Source organism: Paucibacter sp. XJ19-41 (assembly GCF_028462495.1).
Classification (GTDB): domain Bacteria; phylum Pseudomonadota; class Gammaproteobacteria; order Burkholderiales; family Burkholderiaceae_C; genus Roseateles_E.
Genome location: NZ_JAQOWX010000184.1, coordinates 1 through 6728, shown reverse-complemented (window position 1 = coordinate 6728; position 6728 = coordinate 1). Strand labels below are relative to the sequence as shown.

At 68.6% G+C, this 6728-nt stretch carries 7 protein-coding genes; 2 read left to right on the top strand and 5 right to left on the bottom strand.

Annotated elements, in window-relative coordinates; all coding sequences use genetic code 11:
• Nucleotides 1-751 (bottom strand): hypothetical protein (locus PO768_RS27145; RefSeq protein WP_272648548.1); only part of this gene is annotated, 751 nt, incomplete at its 3' end.
• Between the two features lie 144 nt (nt 752-895).
• Here PO768_RS27145 and PO768_RS27140 point away from each other — a divergent pair.
• Nucleotides 896-1732, top strand: a complete 837-nt coding sequence (locus tag PO768_RS27140; RefSeq protein WP_272648547.1) for a PEP-CTERM sorting domain-containing protein — start codon at nt 896-898, stop codon at nt 1730-1732.
• 6 nt (nt 1733-1738) lie between these two features.
• Here PO768_RS27140 and PO768_RS27135 read toward each other — a convergent pair whose 3' ends face one another.
• Genes PO768_RS27135 through PO768_RS27125 form a run of 3 tightly spaced genes read right to left on the bottom strand, consistent with a single transcriptional unit; the run spans nt 1739 to nt 4292 of the window.
• Nucleotides 1739-2782 carry a S66 peptidase family protein gene (locus PO768_RS27135; RefSeq protein WP_272648546.1) on the bottom strand — a complete coding sequence of 348 codons (1044 nt, stop codon included), beginning with the start codon at nt 2780-2782 and terminating at the stop codon, nt 1739-1741.
• A gap of 8 nt (nt 2783-2790) precedes the next feature.
• Nucleotides 2791-3393 carry a M15 family metallopeptidase gene (locus PO768_RS27130; RefSeq protein WP_272648545.1) on the bottom strand — a complete coding sequence of 201 codons (603 nt, stop codon included), beginning with the start codon at nt 3391-3393 and terminating at the stop codon, nt 2791-2793.
• A 2-nt stretch (nt 3394-3395) separates the two neighbouring features.
• The gene (locus PO768_RS27125) at nt 3396-4292 is read right to left on the bottom strand and encodes a LysR family transcriptional regulator (protein WP_137943786.1); all 897 of its coding nucleotides are present in this window, start codon (nt 4290-4292) and stop codon (nt 3396-3398) included.
• A 464-nt stretch (nt 4293-4756) separates the two neighbouring features.
• Between PO768_RS27125 and PO768_RS27120 the strand changes: the two genes are divergently transcribed.
• A complete protein-coding gene (locus PO768_RS27120) occupies nt 4757-5758 on the top strand; it encodes a hypothetical protein (RefSeq protein WP_272648544.1) in 1002 nt (333 codons plus the stop codon).
• A 6-nt stretch (nt 5759-5764) separates the two neighbouring features.
• Here PO768_RS27120 and PO768_RS27115 read toward each other — a convergent pair whose 3' ends face one another.
• Complete coding sequence (locus PO768_RS27115) at nt 5765-6616, bottom strand: N-acetylmuramoyl-L-alanine amidase (RefSeq protein WP_272648543.1); 852 nt, start codon at nt 6614-6616, stop codon at nt 5765-5767.
• Nucleotides 6617-6728 lie beyond the last annotated feature (112 nt).

Sequence of the window (6728 nt, the reverse complement as noted above, 5' to 3'; positions counted from 1 at the left end):
CGGCCAGCGCCAGGCAGCGCCGGCCCTCCAGCAGCGCGGCCTCGCCGGCCGCCTCGTCCTCGCGGGCCAGGCTTTCCTCGGCCACGCCGGACCAGCTGTTGACCGCCGCGATCCAGCGCCGCTGCGCCATCGCCATCTGCGCGCCCTCGCGCAGCGCCGCCAGCTGGGCCTCGGGCTCGCCTAAAGCGCGGTGCGCCACCGAGATCGACACCAGCAGGTCCACCCAGCGACCGCGATCACCGCCGCTGGCCGCCAGCCGCAGCGCCTCGCGCATGCAGTCAATCGCGCGCCGCCATTCGCGCTGGGCCGACAGGGCCTGGCCCAGCACACGGGCGCGGTGCGCCTGGTCGGCCGGCTGCGGGCTGGCCTCGCTGAGCGCTGTGAGCGGCTCCAGCAGGGCCAGGGCCTCGCTCAGGCGGCCGAAGCGCAGATGCATGCGGCAGCGCAAGGACAGTGCGGCGATGCGGCTGGACAGGCAGCCGTGGCCGGCCAGCAGCCAGGGCAGCACCGGATCCAGCACCGCCTCGATCTGCTCCGAGCGCCACAGCTCACCCAGCATCTCGGCCAGATGCTGGGCCAGATCGACCGCGAAATCGCTGGGGCCCTCGGCCAGTACCTGATCGAGCAGCGCGCGCGCCGGCTCGATCAGCACAGCAGCGGCGCAGGGCTCGGCCAGATAGGCCTCGCGCTGGCCGTGCAGCCAGCGAGTGCGGGCCTCGGGCGATGAGGGGCTGGCACTGCTCTCGGACATGGACCTGTACCTGAAGCGGGGGCTGAAGCTCAGAGCCGATTCTGCGTCATTGCGCGAACCCCTGCCGTTCGGATCTGGGGCCGCGACCAAGCCGTCATCGCGTCTGGCTAACTTCTGGCGCTCACAAAACCCATAGGAGATCCCATGCGCCCCATCCCCCTGGCCACCGCCGCCGTCCTCGGACTGGTCCTGCAGGCCCCCGCCCAGGCCGCCATTTCCCTGAACAACGGCAGCCTGGCCTACAGCCAGGACTTCAACCGCCTCGCCAACGTCACCGGCAGCGACCCGCTGTGGAGCACTGACGCCAGCCTGGCCGGCTGGCATCTGTATGCCGGCCCGGCGCTGGACCAGAGCGTCAGCCGCCTGCGTGTCTCGACCAGCAGCGGCTCGGACCGCGCCCATGTCAGCTACGGCAGCAACGGCGTCAGCGAGCGCGCGCTGGGCATGCAGGGCGGCTCCTCACACCGCTACAGCCCGGTGGAGCCGGGTGTTGGCGAGGCCTTCGGCGCGATCGCGGTGGCCTTTGTGAACGGCGGCAGCGCGACGCTGGACGGCTTCTCCTTCGGCTACACCGGCGAGCAGTGGCATGTGTCCACCAATGCCAATACCGCGCACAGCCTGACGGTGCAGTACGTGCTGGGCGCGGCCGGCAGCCCGGCTCACACACTGAGCTGGACCGGCCTGGCTGGCGCCGATTTCCACAGCCCCACGCTGTCGGGCGGCACCACGGGCAATGGCAATCTGGCCGCCAACCGCATCACCGGCCTGGGCGCCACCGTGACCGGTCTGCAATGGCAGACGGGCCAGACGCTGTGGCTGCGCTGGGTCGACATCAACGACCCGGCCTCCGACCACGGCCTGGCCATCGACGACTTCAGCTTCACGGCCAGTGTCTCGGCCGTGCCCGAGCCCGGCAGCTGGGGCCTGATGCTGGCCGGCCTGGCGGCCTTAAGCTGGCGCGCACGCCGGCGCGCGGTCTGAGCGGTTTCAGCTGACTACCGGCCGCAGGATCTGCAGCGTACCGGCGTCGGCGTCGATCTCGGCATCGGCGCCGACCGGTATCGTGAACTTGCGCTTGATGTGGCCGATCATCGCGCCGCGATAGACCGGCACCTTCAGCGGCAGGAAGTAGTCGTCGAAGACCTCGTCCAGGGTCAGCGTGCCGAAGCCGTCGCCGGGCTCGCATTTGGTGAACTTGCCGATCACGACGCCGGCCAGTTGCTCGAGCACGCCGGCCAGGCGCAGGGTCGACAGCATGCGGTCGACCCGGTAGATGTATTCGTTGATCTCTTCGAGGAAGAGGATGGCGCCGCGGCAGTCGGGGAAGTAGGGCGTGCCGACCAGCGAGGCCAGCACCGCCAGATTGCCGCCGACCAGAGGGCCGCGCGCGCGGCCGCCGCGCAGGGTCGTGATGCGGTCCTGGGTCTGCACCAGATGGTCGCCGCGCTCGCCCGTCGGGTTCTTCAGCAGCGGGGCCTCGGCGTCCATCACCAGCGCGCGGAAGTGCGCGACGCTGAAGGCATTCCATTCCGACACCGCCACCGGCGCATGAAAAGTCACCAGACCGCTGCGCTGATGGATCGCATTGACCAGGCTGGTCAAGTCCGAGAAGCCGCCGAAGAACTTGGGCTGGCGCGCGATCAGCGCGTAGTCCAGCCGGTCGACGATGCGGTTGCAGCCCGAGCCGCCGGTCATCGCGAGAATGCCGGCCACCTGCGGGTCGGCGAACAGGGTGTTGATGTCCTCGGCGCGCTGCGCGTCGCTGCCACCGAACTGGCCGTAGCGGCCGCGCAGATGGGCACCGTGCCTGACCTTGAAGCCCAGCGCTTGCAAGGCCTCGGTGGCAATGGCGATGGGCTCACGCTCGTAGGTGGCGTTGGCTGGGCTCACCAGGGCCACGGTGTCGCCGGGCTGCAGGCGCTTGGCGTAGATGGCCGGGCGGCGGGTCTGGGCCAGTGCCGGGGCGGCGGCCAGGCCGCTGCCGGCCGCAACCATCAATGCTTGACCGAACTGGCGGCGAGCGAGGGTCATGTCTTGCCTTAGAGGACGCGGGGCAGGTCGCGGCGCACTGCGACCCGGTCGCCGAAGTCGAAATGCCACCACTCGGTGGCAATGCCCTGGAAGCCGGCCGCGCGCATCGCCGCGCGCAGCCAGCCGCGCTCGGTCAGCTGGGCGGCGCTGAGCAGGCCGCGCGCCAGATGCTCGGCCTCGTGGTCGGGATGCGAGGTCAGCGCCATCTCGTCGAAGCCCGAGCCCATATCGACCTCCTGGCCCTGCGGGTCCAGCAGGGTTGCATCGACCGCCATGCCGAAGCTGTGGATGGAGCCGCGCTCGGGGTTGGCCAGATACAGGGTCAGTGGCGTGCCTTGCAGCTCGGCCCACAGCACTTCCTGGACCCGCTGCGGCCGCAGCGCGTCCAGCACCCGCAGCCGGTAGCCGGGCCGGTGGGCGGCCAGCCAGGCGGCGGCGCGCTCCAGTGCATCGGCGGCCTCGCGGCGCAGATAGCCGCAATCGAGCCCGCCATAGACATTGCGGCCGACGAAGTTGTCGCGCGTGGCATAGCGCAGGTCCACGTCGATGCCGGGAATGCTCAGCAGCGCGCGGAAGTCGGGGTGCTGTGGCACCTCTTCGCAGGGGATCATCGTCACAGGCTTTCCAGATTCTGTTTGGCGGCCTCGCCCAGGTACTTGACGAGGCGGCGAGCGCTCTGCGCCAGCGGCGCGTTGGCGGCGGTCAGCAGATAGAGCTGCACGGGAATAGCCGGAGCCAGCGGGCGCAGGCGCACGCGGCTGCGGTCGGCGCTGGCGGCGGTGAAGGGGTCGACGATGCTCATGCCGACCCCGGCCTCGACCAGGGAGCGCGCCAGCTGGTAGGTCTGCACCGTCAGCCGGCTGACCGGCTGCAGGCCCAGGGCCTCGCAGGCATTCATCACCACATTGCCCAGCGGGTCCTCGGCCGGCAGCGCCACCAGCTCGGTGCCGATCTGTTCCAGCGGCAGCGGGCCGTCCTCGGCCGCCTCGGGCGAGCCGACGGGACACAGCGCGATCATCGGCCCGCTGGCCAGCACCTCGGTCTTGATGCCGGGGTGGCGCGGGTCCTGCAGCGACAGCGCCAGATCGGCCTCGCCCAGCAGCAGGGCCGAGACGATTTCGCGCGTGTGGTTGGTGGCCAGCGTGCAATGGCCGGCCGGGTAGGCGCGGCACCAATGCGTCATCGCCGCCGGGATCACCGAGGCGCCCAGGGTCGGCGTCGCGACCAGTCGCACCTGCTCGGACTCGCCGCTGCGCAGATTGGCGGCCAGGCGGCGGATCGCCACCAGATCGCGGTTGAGCTTGTCGATCTCGACGAACAGGCGCTCGGCCTCGGGGGTCGGATAGAGCTTGCCGCGCACCCGATCGAACAAGGCCATGCCCAGCTGCAGCTCGCAGTGCTGCAGCACCTTGGTGACGGCCGGTTGCGAGATATGCAGCAGCTGGGCGGCGCCGCTGATCGTGCCGGCCTGCATCACCGCGTGGAAGACTTCGATATGGCGCAGCCGCATGGTCAGGCCCGTCCGTGCTGACAGCAGCGATTCAAGAGGCGGGCGAGGGACGGGGAGGGCTTCATGGCGCGGGAGCAATGGTCGGAGAGCGTGCCGACGCTCGCAACTGAATAGGGCTGGACAGAATATAACTTTTGGTTATCCGCTGCCGGGCGCAGCCCGCACGGCAATGCAGAGGGCTGGTCGATGATGTTCTGCCGCGACCGGCATGCCTGCGGATCGCTGCACCGCCTTGCGAGAGCCGCCGATCCTCTGCTTGTCGATCCATCGATTCAGTCCTGCGGCGCCGTCGGAAGCTGGCTTGGCCAGGGGTGCAGACTCTTGCAAAGCACTCTGCCGCAGACCCTTGCCATCCCTCTCTGGAGGGGTGGCGCGGTACCGTGGGCTCGATACAGTGGCCTGCGAAGATGCAGACGGGTTCTGTCCGCTGTGCCTTTTTCGCGTGTACGGAGGCTACTCTGCAAATGAGGACGACGGCGAATTTGTTGGTCCTGGCGTTGCTTGCTGCAATGGCGGGGTGGTGGCTTTACCCACCGATGGCGCGGGACGATGTTCCGGCTCAAGCATCGCTGGGCATCGATGCCATGCGGGTCTCGCAGCGCGAGCTGGTCAAGACCAAGCAGAGTATCCAGCCAGGGTCGCCGACTGGCAGCGTCATGCCGGTCTTGCCTGCTGCGTCGGCGGGTGCTGGAGTGCCCGCAGTTCGGGCGAACGACGAGGAAGATCGCGCTTTCTCTGAGTGGTATCGGCTTCACATCGGCGCCGAGGGCTATGCACCGCACATTGTTCGGGCCCTCGAATCCGGCAGTGCCGGCATGGCGCGCCAAGCCTATCGGCAGCTCGAGGCATGCGAGCGAATAGACTGGGTTGTCGAGACCCAGTACCAGATGCTGGCTAGCAATCCCCGCTTCGCCTCGGGAAAAATGCGCCAGACCATGCTCGACATCGTGCAGGCGGACCAGCAGACGCAGCGGCGTTGCCAGACAGTGACGCCAGAAGTGAAAGCCCTGGCTGTGCCCTTGCTTCTGAAGGCTGTCCATGGCCGCGAACCGGAGATGGCCGGTCACCTGATTGCTCAGGCCTCTCAAGACCTGCTGCTGGACCCCGCCAACAAGGAGGTCATCCTCAACGCGCTGATCGAGGACGCCCGTCGGGGCGATATGTCAGCGATCTCGGCGCTTGGTGCGGCAAAGACGCCCTATCAGTTGTCTGACGAGGCGCAGCAGATCTATAGGCTGGCCGATGCCAAGATCACTGCGCTAGTGATGAAAAACTCGTCGCGTGTTGTGGCCGATCATCCCGACGGATGGGCCATGAGGCTGGCGGCGCAGTTTCACCAGGAAGAATTGCAGCGCTTGAGTCGCTCCATCTCGAGCGAAGAGGTGCGCCGTGCCGCAGCCGATCTTGCGATGAAGGCTGTACGGCGCAACCAGCATCTACAGCTGCCCTCCGACGTTGGCAACTGAAGGCGCTCACCAACGCGAGGTGTAGGGCTTGGTCGGCCCTTCCAGCGGGGTCGTGGCCATGCGCATGCCGCCGGGTGTGGTCGCGGTGTCCAGCAGCGCGGCGGTTTCGGCGTCGAGCACGCCGTCGTAGAGGGCCGGGCGGTACTTCATCTGGAAGGTGACCAGGGTCTGCTTGGTCAGCTCGTCGAGCTCGCCGTGGCGCGGCACGTTGTAGCCGATGCGGGCCAGCTTGTCCTGGGCCCAGGCGGTGTCGGGCAGCAGCGCGGCATAGCCGCTGATCTTGGCCGCCACCTGGGCGGCGTCGGGCCAGGCGATCAGGCCGGCCTGGTGGAGCTGCTTCCACGGGAACATCGGGCCCGGGTCCTGCTTGCGGCCCGGGGCGATATCGGCCTGGCCGATCCCGCGCTCCGGCTTGATGCCGTGGCGCGCGACGATGTCCTGGCTGAGCTTGATGACCGCGTCGATCTGCGGCTGCGAGAACGGCGCGTAGACGCGGCCTTCAGGCGTGTCCTTGTAGCCGGGGTTGACGATCTCGATGCCGATCGAGCTGGAATTCAGATTGCTGTGGCCGGCCCAGAAGCTCGGGCCGGCATGCCAGGCGCGGCGGTTCTCGTCGACCAGGCGGTAGATGGTCGGCGGCTCGTCGCGCACCAGATAGTGGCTGCTGACCTGGCCGCCGGTGGTCAGCACCCGCAGCGACTTCTCGTAGTCCAGCACCGTGTAGTGCAGCACCAGGAAGAGGGCGCGGCTGTCCTGGTTCTGCGAGGTGTGGCTGGTGTCGATGTGCAGGCTCTTGGGGCCGGTGGCGCAGGCGCCGAGCAGCAGGGCGCTGGCGAGAACGAGCAAGGTGTTTTTCATAGACGGGCCGCCAGCCGGGCAGCGGTGAGGTGAGGTTGCAGATCTTGCACGCGCAGCGCAATGGCTTCGGGCAGCGCCGCGCGCAGCCCTTCGATGATCAGGGGATGGAGCT